This is a genomic window from Paracoccus indicus (assembly GCF_003056335.1).
Classification (GTDB): Bacteria; Pseudomonadota; Alphaproteobacteria; order Rhodobacterales; family Rhodobacteraceae; genus Paracoccus; species Paracoccus indicus.
This window is the reverse complement of record NZ_PYWA01000007.1, coordinates 1-14034: the sequence shown is the minus strand read 5'-3', so window position 1 is coordinate 14034 and position 14034 is coordinate 1. Positions and strand designations below refer to the sequence as shown.

Here is a 14034-nt window from a genome sequence, read left to right as displayed (position 1 = left end):
ATGCCGCAACCCTTGCAATACCTGAAGGAAACCCCCTCGCAGACGGCGGGCCCCTACGTCCATATCGGTCTGGCGCCTGCCGCGGCCGGTTTCGACATCTATCGTCGCGAATTGGGCACGCAGATCGCCCCCGAGGACACCCCCGGCACGCGCGTCCGGATCGAGGGGCGCGTGATCGACGGCATGGGGGCCGCGGTCAAGGACGTGATGATCGAGATCTGGCAGGCCGACGCCAATGGCATCTATCCCCACCCCGACGATCCGCGCCACGCCGATGCGGCCCCAGGCTTTCGGGGTTTCGGCCGCGTGATCCCCGATTTCGACAGCGGCGATTTCGCCATCGAGACGATCAAGCCGGGTCCGGTGCCCATGAAGGGCGGGACCGTCGCCGCCCCGCATCTGAACCTGTGGCTGGTCGCGCGGGGGATAAACCTGGGCCTGAACACGCGGCTCTATTTCGGGGATGAGGACAATTCGGCCGATCCGGTCCTGAACCTGGTCGAACAGGACCATCGCCGCCGGACGCTGATCGCGGAAAAGACCGCCGACGGTGTCTATCGCTTTGACATTCGCCTGCAGGGCGACAACGAAACGGTGTTTCTCGATGTCTGACAACGCTTGCATCATCTGCGTGGCCATCACCGGCTCCTTGCCCGGCAAGGAAAACAATCCCGCCGTTCCGATCAGCATCGCGGAACAGATCGAATCCACGCAAGAGGCCTTCGAGTCCGGTGCGACCATCGCCCATTGCCACGTGCGCGACGACGCGGGTAAGCCCACCAGCGATCCCGAACGTTTTGCCCTGCTGCTGGAAGGATTGCGGAAGCATTGCCCCGGCATGATCGTGCAGCTGTCCACCGGCGGCCGGTCCGGGGCAGGGCGCGACCGCGGGGGCATGTTGCGACTGTCGCCGGACATGGCATCCCTTGCGGTGGGGTCGAACAACTTCCCCAACCGCGTCTATGAGAACAGCCCCGAGCTGGTCGATTGGCTGGCCGCCGAGATGGTCGCCCATGGCGTGATGCCCGAAATCGAGGCCTTCGACCTGTCTCACATCCTGCAGGCGGCGATCATGCACAAGGATGGGCGCCTGCCGAACCGCCCCTATGTGCAGTTCGTGATGGGCGTCAAGAATGCCATGCCGGTCGATCGCGATGTCTTCAATTACTACATCCACACGGTCAGGCGCCTCTTCGGTCAGGATGTGCCCTGGTGCGCGGCAGGTATCGGCCCGAACCAGATCGTGCTGAACGAATGGGCGATTTCATCGGGTGGGCACGCGCGCACCGGTCTGGAAGACAACGTCCGCATTGACCGCGACACGCTGGCGCCGTCGAATGCGGCATTGGTGCGGCGCGCGGTCGAACTGTGCGAGAAATACGAACGCCCCGTCGCGACCTGGCAGCAGGCGCGCGACATCTTGGGTCTGAAAACGAAGGTGTAGGCATGAAGAAGGTTTACGGGACGGCGTCCGAGGCGCTCGAGGGTGTCTTGCACGACGGGATGTTCATCGCGGCGGGGGGCTTCGGGCTCTGCGGCATTCCGGAACTGCTGATCGCGGCGATCCGCGATGCGGGCACGAAGGATCTGACCATCGCCAGCAACAATTGCGGCATCGACGACTTCGGGCTGGGGATCCTGCTGCAGACCCGCCAGATCCGCAAGATGATCAGCAGCTATGTCGGCGAGAACGCAGAATTCATGCGCCAGTATCTGTCGAAGGAGCTTGAGCTGGAGTTCAACCCCCAAGGCACCCTGGCCGAACGCATGCGCGCCGGGGGCAGCGGCATCGCGGGCTTCTATACCAAGACCGGCGTCGGCACGATGATCGCCGAGGGCAAGGAGCACAAGGATTTCGACGGCCAGACCCACATCCTGGAACGCGGCATCGTCGCCGACCTGTCGATCGTGAAGGCCTGGAAGGCCGATGACACCGGCAACCTGGTCTTCCGCAAGACCGCCCGCAACTTCAACCCGCCCGCCGCCATGTGCGGCAAGATCTGCGTCGCCGAGGTCGAGGAGATCGTCCCGCGCGGCAGCCTCGACCCCGACCAGATCCACCTGCCGGGCATCTATGTCCACCGGATCGTGCAGGGCACCCACGAAAAGCGCATCGAGCAGCGCACCACCCGCAAGAAGGAGGACGCGTGATGACCGAGGCACCCAAGGGCTGGGACCGCAACCGCATGGCCGCCCGCGCGGCCGAGGAGCTGGAGGACGGCATGTACGTCAACCTCGGGATCGGCATCCCGACGCTGGTGGCCAATTACGTGGGCGACAAGGACATCACCCTGCAATCCGAAAACGGCATGCTGGGCATGGGCCCCTTCCCCTATGAGGGCGAGGAAGACCCCGACCTGATCAACGCCGGCAAGCAGACCATCACGGAACTGGACCGCACCAGCTATTTCGACAGTGCGACCAGCTTCGGGATGATCCGCGGCGGCAAGATCGCCGCCGCCATCCTTGGCGCAATGGAGGTGGCCGAGAACGGCGATCTGGCCAACTGGATGATCCCCGGCAAGCTGATCAAGGGCATGGGCGGCGCGATGGATCTGGTCGCGGGCGTCGGCCGCGTGATCGTCGTCATGGACCATCAGAACAAGGCAGGCGAGAGCAAGATCCTGCGCGAATGCACGCTGCCACTGACCGGCAAGGGCGTCGTGGACCGCATCATAACCAATCTCGGCGTCTTGGACGTGGTGCCCGGCGGCCTGAAGATCGTCGAACTGGCCGAAGGCATCTCCGAAGACCAGATCCGCCAAGCAACACAGGCAACAATCGTCGCATGACGGGACCCGCCGACAGCCCGCTTTATTCCGAACTGTTCGGCGATGAGGCCACCGCTGCGCAGTTCACCGCCAGGGCCGAGCTGTCGGCGATGATCCGAACCGAAGGCGCACTGGCGCAAGTGCAGGGGCAGGCGGGGTTGATCCCCGCAGCCTCGGGGGCGGCAATTTCTGCCGCCTGCGCCGACATGCAGATCGACCCAGCCACGCTTGCCACGGCCACGGCCCGGAACGGCGTGCCGGTTCCGGCGCTGGTGCAGGCCATGCGCGCGCAGATCCCCGCGGATCATGCGCAATATCTGCATTGGGGCGCGACCAGTCAGGACATCATGGACACGGGGCTGGCCCTGCGACTGCGCCCCGTGCTGGACCTGTGGCAGGGGCGGCTTGGCGACCTGCTGACCCGCCTTGGGCAGATGGCGCAAGACCACGCCGATCTGCAGATGGGCGCGCGAACCTATGGTCAGCTGGCGACGCCGACCACATTCGGCGCGGTCGTCGCGGGCTGGGGCTGGCCGCTGATTGAAGCCCTGAGGGACATGGACCGCCTGCGCGCTGCCGTGTTGCGGGTATCGCTGGCGGGCGCGGCGGGCACGCTCTCGGCCATGGGCGATCAGGGTGCACAGATCAGGGCCGAACTGGCGCGGGCGTTGAACCTGCGCGATCCGAGCCATGCCTGGCACAGCGATCGCAGCGGCATGGCGACCCTTGCGGGTTGGATGGCATCGCTGGCCGCCAGCCTCGGCAAGATGGCCGAGGATCTGCTGCTGATGACCCAATCGGGTCTGGGACTGGTGGCGATCAGCGGGGGCGGCGGGTCCTCGACCATGCCGCAGAAACAGAACCCGGTGATGGCGGCGGCGCTGGCGGCGTTGTCGCGGCAGGTGCTGGGATTGGCGGCCACCATGACCGGCGCGGGGCTGCACCGCCAACAGCGCGACGGCGCGGCGTGGTTCACCGAATGGCTGACCCTGCCGCAGCTGTGCATCAGCACGGGAAGGATGCTGTCGCTGACGGATGATCTGCTGTCGCGCTTGCAGCCCGATGCACAGGCCATGCAGGCCGATCTGCAGACCGGCAATGGCGTCATCCACGCCGAGGCGCTCAGCTTTGCGCTGGTGCAGGTGATCGGCATCGACCGGATCGAGGCTGCAGCCAAGGTCAAGCAGATGTGCCAGATGGCCCCGCGCGACGACGTCCAGCTGACCGATCTGGCGCAGCGCGAATGGCCGGGCCACGACTGGCCGCAGCTGCTGGCCGCGCGGGGGCTGGGCGTTGCCCCCTCCGAGGCGCGCGATTTCGCGCTGGCGGTGTCATCCCTCTAGTCGCTGGCGATAGGCGCCGGGCGACAGGCCCATCACCTTGCGAAAGCGGCGGTTGAAATAGCTGGGGTCCTGATAGCCCAGCTGATAGGCGATCGCCTGCGCCGTCATTCGCGTATAGGCCAGCAGGCGCGCCGCCTCGCGCATCAGGTGGTTTTCGATCAGCGCATGTGCCGACATCCCGGCCTGCGCGCGACACAGCCGCCCCAGATTGCGCGGCGACATCCCCATCTCGGCGGCATAGCGATCAAGGCTCCAATGCTGGGCATGATGGCGGGCGATCAGCTCGGAAAAGCGCAGCAGCCGCGTCTGCGCGGGTGGAACGGGGGCGCTGTCGGCGGCATGATCCTGCAACAGCATGCAGACCATCTGGACCAGAAGGCCCTGCAAGTGCGTGCGCCGCAGGGGGGCGTTCCCCCGCCACGCCGAATGCAGCGATGTCACGAGGTTTAGCGCCCCAGGGGACGGGGTGCCCAGCACGGGGACCGTGGCAAGGGGCGCGATCTCGCTGGTCGGGGCGAACAGCATCGGGTGGCTTTCGACGGGCAGGGTCAGGACCCAGCCCTCGGTCCCGGCAGAAAAGGTGAAGCCGTGGACGATGTTCGGCGGGATGAACAGCATCAGCGGCAGGGGCGGTTGGTTGGACTGGCCGTCCAGCCTGATCGCCGCATGCCCGTCCGTCAGCAGGAAGATCTGTGCCAGATGCGCATGGCGGTGGGCCGCGATCCGCCAGTCCAGCCCGGCGGCCCGGTCACGGATGCGTTCCATGTGCAGAATGTCGGGAAAGGGCGAGCTTTCACCATAAAGCTGCCATGCGGGAATGGGGGGCGTCATCATGTCCGGATAGTGCCATCATTTGCCTGCATCGTCCATTCAGACGCTGTTCATCCCATCGCAATATCGTCTGAAGGGTTGGATGCGAAAGGGGGGATCATGCGGACACAGGTGGCCATCATCGGCGGAGGGCCTTCGGGGCTGATGCTGTCGCAACTGCTGAACCGGGCAGGTGTCCGGACGGTGGTTCTGGAACGCAGGACCCGCGACTATGTGCTGGGGCGCGTGCGCGCCGGCATTCTGGAGGCAGGCACCGTCGATCTGCTGGAACAGGCCGGCGTCGGGCAGCGGATGCATGCGGAAGGTCATCCGCATCGCGGCTGTTTCCTGACCGATGATCAGCAGATGATCCACGTCGATTTCACTGAAAGCTGTGGCCAGCAGGTGATGGTATACGGCCAGACCGAGGTGACGCGCGACCTCTACGAGGCGCAGGACCGGATCGGTGCGACCCATCTGCATGAAGTCGAGAACGTCGCCCTGCACGACCTGAAGGCCGCGGCACCCCATGTGACCTTCGATCAGCACGGCAAAAGCCATCGGCTGGATTGCGACATGATCGTCGGCTGCGACGGTTTCCATGGCGTCAGCCGTCAGTCGATCCCCGCGGATGTGCGGCGCGAATTCGAACGCATCTATCCCTTCGGCTGGCTGGGCATCCTGTCAGAGACGCCGCCCCTGCGCGACGAACTGATCTATGCCAACCACCCGCGCGGCTTTGCGCTTGCCTCGATGCGACACCAGATGTTGTCCCGATATTACATTCAGGTGCCGCTTGGCGATACGGTCGAGGATTGGTCCGACGATGCCTTCTGGGATGAATTCCGCCGCCGTCTGCCCGATGATGTCGCGGCCGACCTGATCACCGGCCCCAGCATCGAGAAATCCATCGCCCCCCTGCGCAGCTTCGTCAGCGAGCCGATGCGTTGGGGCCACCTGTTCCTTTGTGGTGACGCTGCCCATATCGTCCCCCCGACCGGTGCCAAGGGCCTGAACCTTGCGCTGTCGGATGTTCGACTGCTGTCGGCGGGCCTGATCGCGCATTTCCGCGATGGTGACGACAGCGGGCTGGAGGGGTATTCCGAACAGGCGCTTCAGCGCGTCTGGCGGGCGGTGCGCTTTTCCTGGTCGGTGACGAAGATGACGCATCGCTTCCCCGATCACGATGCCTTCGACCATCGCATGCAGCAGGTCGAACTGCAGGCCTTGGCGACATCGGACACGGCGCGGCGGCTTTTCTCGGAAAGCTATACCGGCGTGGGGCTCTAGGCGCCCAGAAGCACCTTTGGACCCCGTGCGGCATCGGCGTCCTGCGGGTCGTGGGTGACCAGCAGGGCGGGGATGCCGGCCTTGGCGACATGGGCGAAGGTGAAGGCGCGGATATCCGAGCGCAGCGTGGCATCCAGCTTCGAGAACGGCTCGTCCAGCAGCAGGGCGCGGGGTCGGGCCAGCAGGCCGCGCATCAGCGCCACCCGTGCCATCTGCCCGCCCGACAAGGTGGCAGGGTCGCGATCCGACATGCCTGCCATTCCGGCATCCGACAGTGCCTTTTCGACCAGATCGCGTCGGTTCCGGATGGCGCGTGGAATGCCGAATGACAGGTTCTGCCCGACGCTCAGGTGCGGGAACAGCACCGGGTCCTGAAAGATGACGCCGATGCGGCGGGCCTGCGGCGACTGCCCCGCCAGATGGGACCCGTCCAGCAGAATGTCTCCGTCAACCGTGAAATCGCGGGCCAGATGGCCGCCGATGGCATCCAGCAGCGTCGATTTCCCGACGCCCGATGGCCCCATGACGATGCCCACCTGTCCCGGGTCGATGCGCAGGTCTAGGGGGGCGAACAGCGGGGAGGCCTTGGCGTGACGGATCTGCAGGCGGCGCAATTCGAGCATGGGTCATCTTCCTGCGCGCATGGCGCGGCGGTTGCGGAACACGATGGCGGGCAGGGCGAAGGCCAGCCCGTAGGTCAGGATCGGCAGCAGCGCCTGAAGGCTGGCAACGACACCGGTGATGCGGCGGTCCGACCCTGAGGACAGGGTCACCGCCTCGGTGGTCAGCGTGCCGACGCGTCCCGCGCCCAGAAACAGCGTCGGCAGATATTGCGCGACCGAGACCGCCACCCCGATGGCGGATGCGGTCAGCACCGGCACCAACAGCACGGGCAGCTTGACCCGCCACAGGATGCGCCACGGTCCCGCCCCAAGCGCCGCCGCCGCGCGGGGCAGGCGCGGGTCCAGCGCCCGCCACGGATCCGACAGCGCGATCATCACATAGGGAAAGACAAAGATCGCATGGCCCCATGTCACCAATGCCACCCCCTGTGGCAGCCCCGCGCCAAGGGCCGCGATATTCAGCCCATAGAGGAAGGCGATCTGCGGCAGCAACAGCGGCAGATAGATCAGCGCCTCGGCCCAAGGCGCGCGGGGGGCGGCGCGGCGGTCCTCGGCCTCGAGCCAGGCGATGGCGGCGGCCAGCGCCAGTGCGGCGCTGATCAGCGCGACGATCAGCGTCGTCATCAGCGGACCGCCCGCGATCTGTCCGGCACGCGCCCAGAACCGCCACGACAGGGCCTTGGGCAGGATGTCGGGAAAGGACCAGCGCCACGTCACCGACCAGACCGCCAGCACCGCAAGCGAGGCCAGGGTCATCGCCAGCATCGCACCCCCGCAGATGGCGGCGATCCGCATCGCGACCGTCAGCCCCGGCAAGCGGTTTCCCTGCGCCACCCAATGCGGACCATGACGCCGGATGGCACGCTGCAGGCCCATGACGCCCGCACCGGCCAGGATCACCAGCGCCAGTTGCAGCAGGCTGCCCGCCGATGCAGGCAGCAGGCGCATCAGGTCCGGATCGCCATAAAGGCGGGTCAGCATCACCGCCAGGGTCGGCGGGTTCGCGGGCCCCAGGATCATCGCGACATCGACGACCGACAGCGAATAGGCCAGCACCACCAGCACCGGCAGGCGGATCAACGGCCAGAGCTGCGGCGCGATCAGGGTCAGCCAGATATGCGCCTCGGGCAGGCCCAGGGCGCGGGCGCTGCGCAGGTGGCGCGACAGGGGGATCTGCTTCAGCGCGGCCAGCATCATCAGCAGCAGAAAGGGAAACTCCTTGGCGGTCAGCCCAAGGATCAGCGCCAGCCCGAATGGGTCGTTGAGCGTACCGATATCGGGCGGGCGGTCCCATCCGGCCAAGGGTGCCGCGGTCCGTGCCAACCACCCCGAAGGCGCGATCAGAAACCCCAGCCCGATGGCCAGCGCCGCATGGGGCGCGGCCAGCACCGGTGCCAGGACGCGCAAGGGCCAACCCCGGTCGTGCCAGCGGATGCAGCAGGCCGCCGCCAGTGCCAAGGACAGCAACGTGGTCGCCACCCCCGTCCACAGGCTGACCAGCGTGGCGCGCGCCAGCCCGGGGATGGCCAGCAACTCGCGGAAGGCACCGAGCCCCGCATCCGTGGCGCCGATGGCGGGCATCCACCCCGCAGCCGCGCGCAGGGTCTGCCAGACCCCGGCAAGGATCGGCAGCAGGATCAGCAGCAGCACCGCCGCCAGCACGATCCGTGCCAGCCGGCGGTCGGTCGCGGGGGGTGTTACCTGGTATATCGCGCGGCCCATTCTTCGGTCAGTCGTGTCATCCAGCTTGCGTGCGGCTCGGGCAGGGTCGGGCCAAGGTCCTGCAGCGTCGGCAGGGCAGGCGCGGTGGGCAGATCGGCGAAAGCACCCTCGGGCAGCTTGGCCGGATCAAGCACCGAGAAGGACCCCAGCACGGTGATGTCCTGCATATGGGCCTGGCTTTCAGGGTCCAGCAGGAAGTTCGCGACCACCTGCGCCCCTGCCGCATGGGCGGCGTTGAAAGGGATGGCCACGAAGCTGATATTGCCGATCGAGCCACCCTCGGGAACGAAGACACGCGCCGTATCGGGCAGCAGACCCTGTTCAATGGCCGCCGCCGCCGAAGCGGGGTCGAAGGACAGGGCGATGTCGATCTCGGCATCGTTCAGCAGTTGCTGCTGGATGGATTCGTTCTCGGGAAAGACCTGCCCCTGGCGCCACATGTTGGGACGCAGTGCATCGTACCATTCCCACAGGGGCGCGGTCTGGGTGGCGAAGGCCTGATCCGAGACGGGCGATTGCAGTGCGTCGGGATCGGGGGCCATCTCGACCAGCGCCTGCTTCAGGAAGGTCGCCCCCATGAAGTTCGATGGGTCGGGATGCGTCATCCGCCCCGGATGTGCCGCCGCCCAATCGACGAAGCCTTCCATGTCCGAAGGTGGGTTCGGCGCGCGTTCGCTGTCGTGGATGAAGACGAAGCGTGCCAGCCGCCACGGACTTTCGCGACCCTCGGTCGGGACCGTGAAATCAACCATGGCCGGTGCATCGGGCGACAGGTCCAGATATTGTGCGTTCGGCAGGTCCGATAGGAAGGGCTCGGCCAAAAGGCCCTGTTCCTTCATCGCCAGAAAGTTCGGCCCGTTGATCCAGATCAGATCGACCGACCCGCCGGTATCCTTCCCCGCGGCCTTTTCCGACAGGACGCGGGTCACGGCCTCGGCGGTGTCGGACAGCTTGACCTGCTGCACCGAAACGCCAAAGCGTTCCTGCGTCTGTTCGCCCACCCAGGTGATGAAGTCGTTGGTGCGTTGATCCCCGCCCCATGCGTTCCAGAAGACGGTCTGGCCGCGCGCCTGCTCCAACGTCTTGTCCCAATCGGCCAGTGCAGGCGTATTCAGAGACAGCAAAGCTCCGGCGGCAAGAAGGGTGGCGGTCAGATGGTGGCGCATCAGCGGGTTTCCTTGGTTCGAGGGGCGAATGCCTTCCACCCCATGTGCCAGCGCAGGATGGTCGTGATCGCGCAGGCGGTTGCGAAGACATAGGCCAGCGGCGCGAAGGCATCGGGCCACAGGCAGATGATGACGAAAAGGGCGATCGTCTCGAACCCCTCGGTCAGGCCACCGAGGTAGTAGATGCCCTTGGCGGGAAAGGCCTCGGCACTGTCGCCGCGCTTGGCGGCGATGGCGGCAAAGGCCAGAAACGACGATCCGGTGCCCACGAAGGCCGCGATCAGGACGGCGGCGGGCAAGGCGTTCATCGGGTCGTTCAGCGCAAACCCAAGCGGGATCAGCGCATAGAACATGAAGTCCAGCGCGATATCAAGAAAAGCCCCGCGATCGGTTGGGCCTTGCAGCCGCGCGACGGCTCCGTCCAGCCCGTCCATCAGCCGGTTCAGCGCAATCATCGCCAGCGCGGGCAGCCACCACCCCATGACGACCGCCGCGAAACCGGCCAGTCCGAAACCAAAGCCGACGATGGTCAGCTGGTCGGCCTGAACGTTGCGCGCATCCAGCCAAGTGGCGATGGGGGAAAGGGCGCGGCGTTGCGTGGGCAGGATCAGGGCGTCGATCATCCGCGTCTCCAGTCGTGGAAGCGTTGGGCCAAGGCGGTCAGGCGGGGGTTCACATGGGCGCGGCGCCATTGACCGGCGACGGATTTGTTGGCCTCGGCCAAGGTGGGATAGATATGGATGGTGCCGAGGATCTTTGACAGGCCCAACCCGTGCTTCATGGCCAGCACGAATTCGGCCATCAGATCACCCGCATGGGGACCGACGATGGTCGCGCCAAGGATGCGGTCCTTGCCCTTTGGCGTCAGCACCTTGACGAAGCCGCGCGTGGCGCCATCCGCGATGGCACGATCCGAGCCGTCCAGATCGAAGCGCGTGACCGTGACATCCAGCCCCTGATCGCGCGCCTCGGTTTCGGAAATGCCGACACGGGCGACCTCGGGGGTGGTGAAGGTGGCCCAGGGGATGACGCGGGCATCGACCTTGCTGGCCTTGATGTCACCGAAGAGCGCATTCACCGCCGCGTAATAGGCCTGATGACTGGCAGTATGGGTGAACTGCCACGGCCCCGCCACATCCCCCGCCGCCAGGATGTTGGGATAGATCGTCTGCAGGTAATCGTTCGTCTGCACGGTGCGATGGGTCGGGATACCCAGATCCTCGAGCCCCAGACCGGTCAGGTTCGGGGTGCGGCCAACGGCGACGATGATCTCGTCCACGGTGATGCGGCTGGTCTGACCATCGTGTTCGACCTGCAACCAGCGACCTGTGTCGTCCCGGCCTGCGGCGGTCGCCTTGTGACCGGTCAGGATCTGCACGCCATCATCGCGCAAGGCATCGGCGATCAGGTCCGAAACCTCGGGGTCTTCGCGGGACAGGATGCGGTCGCCTGCCTCGATCTGGGTGACCTCGGCCCCAAGTCGCGCAAAGGCTTGTGCCAGCTCGCTGCCGATGGGACCGCCGCCAAGGATGGCAATGCGCGCCGGAACCTGGTCGCGGTCCGACAGCGCGTCCCACATCGTGTCCGAGGTCAGCGCCCCGCAATCCGCCAAACCCGGAATGGGCGGCATGGTGGGCCGCGCCCCGGTCGCGATGACGATGGCACGGGTGGTCAACTGCTGCGTACCGCCGTCGTTCAGATCGATGCCGACGGTGAAGGGGTCGACGATCCGGGCGCGGCCCTTCAGGACCTCGACGCCCAAGCCTTCATAGCGCTCGACGCTGTCATGGGGGGCGATGCGGGCGATGGCTGCATGAACACGGGCCATGACGGCGCGGAAATCCACCTGCGGGCTGACGGGGGCGATGCCATAGGCCTGCGCATCACGCATGCCATGGGCGACATGGGCGCTGGCGATCAGCGTCTTCGAGGGCACGCAGCCGGTGTTCAGGCAATCGCCGCCCATGGCGCCCGCCTCGACCAGGGTCACGCGGGCCTTGGTGGCCGCCGCGATATAGGCGGTGACCAGACCCGCCGATCCGGCGCCGATGACGATCAGGTTTCGGTCGAACCTGGCTGGCCGCGTCCAGCGGGCATAGACGCGACGGCGCCGGATGATGGCCATGACGGCCCGTGCGATCCAAGGGAAGGCTGCCAGCGCGGCGAATGACGCCAGAACCGCAGGCGACAGGATGCCCGAGATGCTGTCCAGCCCCGCCAGCTGCGTGCCCGCGTTCACGTAGACCGCCGTCCCCGCCAACATCCCCAGCTGGCTGACCCAGGCAAATGTCGCCACCGGGATGGGCGTCAGCGCCATCAGCAGGTTCACGGCAAAGAAGGGTAGGACCGGGATCAGTCGCAGCGAAAACAGATAGAAGGCACCGTCGCGTTCGACGCCGCTTTCTATCCGCTCCAACCGGTCGCGAAAGCGGTCACGCACCCAATCGCGCAACAGATAGCGCGCGGCCAGAAACGCCAGGCTGGCCCCGATGGTCGATGCGAAGGACACCAGCAGCAGCCCCTGCCAGAACCCGAAAAGCGCCCCGGCACCAAGCGTCATCCAGACAGCCAGCGGCAGGGAAAACGCCGCCACCGCCACATAGATCGCAAAGAACGCCCCCGCGACCAGCATCGGGTTGTCCGCCCGATATGCCTGCGCCCGATCCAGCTGATCGCGCAGACCCTCCAATGTGGTGAACTGGTCCGGAATGGCCAGGAAGGCCGCGATGGCGACCAGCACCAGCAGGGCAAAGATCAGGGGGCGGGTCATGGGCGGGCCTTGTCCAAGGGATGCTTTCGATGCGTTTCGCGGCTGGGACCGCCGATGTTACAGCCGCGATGCGAAATAGTGAAATTCCACCCTAGCCCCAGGTCCTGACGATGTCCTGTGCCAGATGGGCCAGATCGGGTGCCACCAGATCGGGGATCGGCACGCCGGGAACATGCAGGGGGGCGTTCACCCCATGGGTGACCAGCGCACCCTTTCCGCCCATCGCCTGCAAGCCGATGGTATCCCAGACGTGGCATGCCACAAGGCACAGGTCATGCGGTTCGACCTGCAGGGCATCGCAGACCAGCCGATAGGTTTGCGGCGCAGGTTTGAAGCGCCCGCTGGGCTGAACGCTGAACGAGGCCTCGAAGAACGTCGCGAGGCCGGATCGATCCAAGGCGGATGGCCCGTCGCCCTTGGGCGAATTCGTCAGGGTAACCATGCGGAAGCCCGCCTTCTGCAGCTGCTGCAGGGCCTCGGCCGCATCGGGATGGGCGGGCATGCTGCCCATCGCCGCGGACAGGTCGGCCACATCGGCATCGGTGATGTCACGACCGCGAATGCGGCCCTGCATGCGCAGCACGCCTGCGGCCAATTGCGCAAAGTCGCTCTCGATCCCCGTCAAAGAAAGGGTCTGCGAATAGAGAACCAGCTGTGCGAACCATTCCCGCATGGCGGCGGGATCATCAAAAATCCTGGTAAAGAAAGGTGCAAGGCTGTCGAGGTCCAGCAGGGTTTCGTTCACATCGAAGACGAGGATCGGTCGTTGAGACATCTGCGGGCCTTTCATGACGCATGCAGCCCTTGGAACGAGCGCCGACGCCCCCCGGTTTCCCCGGATCGTCATACAGGGCAGCATCGGGCAAACGCATGTAGAGCGGTTCGTCGGCCCTTCAGCCAGTGGCCAAGGCGTTCCAGGGTGATGCGTGACGAATGAATGCGGCATTTGAAGGAACTGCGATGGCAGCGCCTTGATCGCTGCAATGGATCAGAAAGCCCCGGGCTACCCTCGGCGCAATACCATGTTTCTGTTCCGTTTCGCTGCAATCCGATGTCGTTTCATGCGGGGATCAGCCGTGATCGCTTGTATTGCTCGCGTAGCATGCCGTGATCGCTATATGGCGCGTGCGTGGGCAAGCGGGACACTGATATCACAGCCCTCTTGCACATGGCAAAGTCGGATTATGCGGTTTGCGGCAGCGATCAGGGATTACGCCAGTGGCCAATGGTCAGGCATCATACCGCCACGTTCGCCCCTGCAATCGCTGTCGTCAGCGCCTCGCGGACGCCGGTGTTTCCGGACGGCTTAGGTCATGTTGACAAATGGCGGAGCCAGAGACGGATCGAGGTGATGTCGATGAACCCCAAGAAGCTCTCTGCGGTTTTGTCGTAGCGGGTGGCGACGCGGCGGACGTTCTTCAGCTTGTTGAAGCAGCGCTAGACGAGGTTGCGCAGCCTGTAGAGGGTGCGATCCACGGTGACACGGAGCTTGCGGGTCTTGCGCATGGGGATGACCGGCACAACGTTGCGCGCTTCCAT

The 14034-nt window shown here is 65.8% G+C and carries 13 protein-coding genes and 1 pseudogene; 6 read left to right on the top strand and 8 right to left on the bottom strand.

Annotation, left to right across the window (positions count from 1 at the left end; translation table 11 throughout):
* From pcaG to DDE75_RS12440, 5 genes are read left to right on the top strand one after another with little or no spacing between them, the layout of a single operon-like run.
* Positions 1 to 612, top strand: coding sequence for a protocatechuate 3,4-dioxygenase subunit alpha (gene pcaG / locus DDE75_RS12460; RefSeq protein ID WP_108502729.1), 612 nt, complete (start codon positions 1 to 3; stop codon positions 610 to 612).
* Positions 605 to 1444: a 3-oxoadipate:acetyl-CoA acetyltransferase gene (locus tag DDE75_RS12455; RefSeq protein ID WP_108502728.1), complete on the top strand. Its 840-nt coding sequence runs from the start codon at positions 605 to 607 to the stop codon at positions 1442 to 1444. The genes pcaG and DDE75_RS12455 overlap by 8 nt, the downstream gene beginning before the upstream one ends.
* 2 nt (positions 1445 to 1446) lie before the next feature.
* Positions 1447 to 2151, top strand: coding sequence for a CoA transferase subunit A (locus DDE75_RS12450; protein ID WP_108502727.1), 705 nt, complete (start codon positions 1447 to 1449; stop codon positions 2149 to 2151).
* A complete protein-coding gene (locus DDE75_RS12445; RefSeq protein WP_108502726.1) occupies positions 2151 to 2792 on the top strand; it encodes a 3-oxoacid CoA-transferase subunit B in 642 nt (213 codons plus the stop codon). Before DDE75_RS12450 ends, DDE75_RS12445 begins: the two co-directional genes overlap by 1 nt.
* Positions 2789 to 4114 carry a lyase family protein gene (locus DDE75_RS12440; RefSeq protein WP_108502725.1) on the top strand — a complete coding sequence of 442 codons (1326 nt, stop codon included), beginning with the start codon at positions 2789 to 2791 and terminating at the stop codon, positions 4112 to 4114. Before DDE75_RS12445 ends, DDE75_RS12440 begins: the two co-directional genes overlap by 4 nt.
* Here DDE75_RS12440 and DDE75_RS12435 read toward each other — a convergent pair.
* Positions 4103 to 4948 (bottom strand): helix-turn-helix domain-containing protein, encoded by an 846-nt coding sequence (locus DDE75_RS12435; protein WP_108502724.1) that lies wholly within the window; start codon positions 4946 to 4948, stop codon positions 4103 to 4105. The two genes, DDE75_RS12440 and DDE75_RS12435, sit on opposite strands and share 12 nt — an antisense overlap.
* 96 nt (positions 4949 to 5044) lie before the next feature.
* On the opposite strand from DDE75_RS12435, the gene pobA reads away from it, so the two are divergent.
* The gene (pobA, locus tag DDE75_RS12430) at positions 5045 to 6214 is read left to right on the top strand and encodes a 4-hydroxybenzoate 3-monooxygenase (protein ID WP_108502898.1); all 1170 of its coding nucleotides are present in this window, start codon (positions 5045 to 5047) and stop codon (positions 6212 to 6214) included.
* Here the strand turns inward: pobA and DDE75_RS12425 are convergent.
* From DDE75_RS12425 to DDE75_RS12395, 7 genes and pseudogenes are all read right to left on the bottom strand, one after another.
* Positions 6211 to 6837: an ATP-binding cassette domain-containing protein gene (locus DDE75_RS12425; protein WP_108502723.1), complete on the bottom strand. Its 627-nt coding sequence runs from the start codon at positions 6835 to 6837 to the stop codon at positions 6211 to 6213. The two genes, pobA and DDE75_RS12425, sit on opposite strands and share 4 nt — an antisense overlap.
* A 3-nt stretch (positions 6838 to 6840) precedes the next feature.
* Positions 6841 to 8559 (bottom strand): ABC transporter permease, encoded by a 1719-nt coding sequence (locus DDE75_RS12420; RefSeq protein WP_108502722.1) that lies wholly within the window; start codon positions 8557 to 8559, stop codon positions 6841 to 6843.
* On the bottom strand, positions 8535 to 9725 hold the full coding sequence (locus tag DDE75_RS12415; protein ID WP_108502721.1) for an ABC transporter substrate-binding protein: 1191 nt from the start codon (positions 9723 to 9725) through the stop codon (positions 8535 to 8537). The genes DDE75_RS12420 and DDE75_RS12415 overlap by 25 nt, the downstream gene beginning before the upstream one ends.
* Entirely contained in the window at positions 9725 to 10348 is a 624-nt protein-coding gene (locus DDE75_RS12410; protein WP_108502720.1) for a CDP-alcohol phosphatidyltransferase family protein, read from the bottom strand. Before DDE75_RS12410 ends, DDE75_RS12415 begins: the two co-directional genes overlap by 1 nt.
* On the bottom strand, positions 10345 to 12495 hold the full coding sequence (locus DDE75_RS12405; protein ID WP_108502719.1) for an FAD-dependent oxidoreductase: 2151 nt from the start codon (positions 12493 to 12495) through the stop codon (positions 10345 to 10347). Before DDE75_RS12405 ends, DDE75_RS12410 begins: the two co-directional genes overlap by 4 nt.
* Positions 12496 to 12586: 91 nt before the next feature.
* Positions 12587 to 13270, bottom strand: coding sequence for a haloacid dehalogenase type II (locus DDE75_RS12400; protein ID WP_108502897.1), 684 nt, complete (start codon positions 13268 to 13270; stop codon positions 12587 to 12589).
* 536 nt (positions 13271 to 13806) lie between these two features.
* A pseudogene (locus DDE75_RS12395) lies at positions 13807 to 14034 on the bottom strand (transposase); the annotation flags it as partial.

Bases quoted from the DNA above. Each gene is read 5' to 3' on its own strand.
- DDE75_RS12455 (WP_108502728.1), top strand. From the start codon at position 605: ATGTCTGACAACGCTTGCATCATCTGCGTGGCCATCACCGGCTCCTTG.
- pobA (WP_108502898.1), top strand. From the start codon at position 5,045: ATGCGGACACAGGTGGCCATCATCGGCGGAGGGCCTTCGGGGCTGATG.
- DDE75_RS12410 (WP_108502720.1), bottom strand. From the start codon at position 10,348: ATGATCGACGCCCTGATCCTGCCCACGCAACGCCGCGCCCTTTCCCCC.
- DDE75_RS12440 (WP_108502725.1), top strand. From the start codon at position 2,789: ATGACGGGACCCGCCGACAGCCCGCTTTATTCCGAACTGTTCGGCGAT.
- DDE75_RS12420 (WP_108502722.1), bottom strand. From the start codon at position 8,559: ATGGGCCGCGCGATATACCAGGTAACACCCCCCGCGACCGACCGCCGG.
- DDE75_RS12405 (WP_108502719.1), bottom strand. From the start codon at position 12,495: ATGACCCGCCCCCTGATCTTTGCCCTGCTGGTGCTGGTCGCCATCGCG.
- DDE75_RS12415 (WP_108502721.1), bottom strand. From the start codon at position 9,725: ATGCGCCACCATCTGACCGCCACCCTTCTTGCCGCCGGAGCTTTGCTG.
- pcaG (WP_108502729.1), top strand. From the start codon at position 1: ATGCCGCAACCCTTGCAATACCTGAAGGAAACCCCCTCGCAGACGGCG.
- DDE75_RS12425 (WP_108502723.1), bottom strand. From the start codon at position 6,837: ATGCTCGAATTGCGCCGCCTGCAGATCCGTCACGCCAAGGCCTCCCCG.
- DDE75_RS12450 (WP_108502727.1), top strand. From the start codon at position 1,447: ATGAAGAAGGTTTACGGGACGGCGTCCGAGGCGCTCGAGGGTGTCTTG.
- DDE75_RS12435 (WP_108502724.1), bottom strand. From the start codon at position 4,948: ATGATGACGCCCCCCATTCCCGCATGGCAGCTTTATGGTGAAAGCTCG.
- DDE75_RS12400 (WP_108502897.1), bottom strand. From the start codon at position 13,270: ATGTCTCAACGACCGATCCTCGTCTTCGATGTGAACGAAACCCTGCTG.
- DDE75_RS12445 (WP_108502726.1), top strand. From the start codon at position 2,151: ATGACCGAGGCACCCAAGGGCTGGGACCGCAACCGCATGGCCGCCCGC.